Source organism: Streptomyces glaucescens (assembly GCF_002154375.1).
GTDB classification, from domain to species: Bacteria; Actinomycetota; Actinomycetes; order Streptomycetales; family Streptomycetaceae; genus Streptomyces; species Streptomyces glaucescens.
Window position 1 is genome coordinate 1 of record NZ_MUND01000592.1, and the last position, 1,533, is coordinate 1,533.

1 protein-coding gene is annotated in these 1,533 nt (G+C 70.5%); it reads left to right on the forward strand.

Annotated elements, in window-relative coordinates; all coding sequences use genetic code 11:
• The first annotated feature begins 329 nt into the window (after window positions 1-329).
• The gene (locus CCN42_RS32525; protein WP_086740976.1) at window positions 330-1,460 is read left to right on the forward strand and encodes a glycoside hydrolase family 12 protein; all 1,131 of its coding nucleotides are present in this window, start codon (window positions 330-332) and stop codon (window positions 1,458-1,460) included.
• Window positions 1,461-1,533: the final 73 nt, after the last annotated feature.

Below are 1,533 nucleotides of genomic sequence, written 5' to 3' on the forward strand. Positions count from 1 at the left end.
CCCGGCGCCTTCACGCTCAACGGCGGTGCTTGCGCCACCTGAGTCCCCGCACCCCGGTTCTTCGCAACTTTCGGGAGCGCTCCCAATTCCGTTTCCCGGCCTGCCCGTTGACGAGGCGGTCCGGAGGCAGCCCGCTGACCTGCGCCTTCGAAATCCGTTCGACGGATTCGCGCGCACAGGGTTGTCAGGGCCATGGAGGGACTCCTACAGTCGCGTCCGAAACCGGTGGGGTGGGAGCGCTCCCATCAGTGGGGAGATGGGAGCGCTCCCGACACCCCGTCCCGCAGCACCCCCTGTCGAATCCGGTTCCCACGCGAGAGAGGCCCCGCATGCGACCGTCACCGCACCGCCTCCGCACCGCCCGCGCCCTGTTCGGCGCGCTGCTCACCGCGCTCGCCACCGTGGCCGCGCTGCTCGCGGCCACGGCGCCCGCGCAGGCCGACACCACGATCTGCGAGCAGTTCGGCTCGACCGTGATCCAGGGCCGTTACGTCGTCCAGAACAACCGCTGGGGCACCAGCGCCACCCAGTGCGTCACCGCCACCGACACCGGCTTCCGCGTCACCCAGGCCGACGGGTCGGTGCCCACCAACGGCGCCCCCAAGTCGTACCCGTCGGTCTTCAACGGCTGCCACTACACGAACTGCTCGCCGGGGACCAACCTCCCGGCGCAGATCAGCACCATCTCCAGCGCGCCCAGCAGCATCTCGTACGGCTATGTCTCCGACGCCGTGTTCAACGCCTCGTACGACATCTGGCTGGACCCGACGCCCCGCACCGACGGCGTCAACCGGACCGAGATCATGATCTGGTTCAACCGGGTCGGCCCGATCCAGCCGATCGGTTCCCCGGTCGGCACCGCCTCCGTCGGCGGCCGCACCTGGGAGGTGTGGACCGGCAGCAACGGCTCCAACGACGTGATCTCCTTCGTCGCCCCGTCGGCGATCGGCAGCTGGAGCTTCGACGTCATGGACTTCGTCGACCAGACCGTCGCCCGTGGCATGGCCCAGAGCAACTGGTACCTGACGAGCGTCCAGGCCGGGTTCGAGCCGTGGCAGAACGGCGCCGGGCTCGCGGTGAACTCCTTCTCCTCGACGGTGAACACCGGCGGCACGGGCCCCGGTGACCCGGGCGACCCGGCGTCCGCCTGCCAGGTGACGTACGCGACCAACGTCTGGCAGGGCGGCTTCACCGCGAATGTGACGGTGAAGAACACCGGGACCTCCGCCGTCGACAACTGGAAGCTCGGCTTCACCCTGCCGTCCGGACAGCGGATCACCAACTCATGGAACGCCACCCTGTCCGGCTCCTCGGGTGCCGTCACGGCGAGCCCGGGCGCGCACAACGCGCGGATCGCGGCCGGGGCGAGCCAGAGCTTCGGCTTCCAGGGCACCTACACCGGCAGCTTCGCCAGGCCGGCCGGGTTCACCCTGAACGGCACCGCCTGCTCCGTCGCCTGACCCGCGACGCACCGACCCGCTCCGGGCTCCGCCCTGCGCCGACTGGGCGGACCCCGGAGCGGGTCGGTGCGTC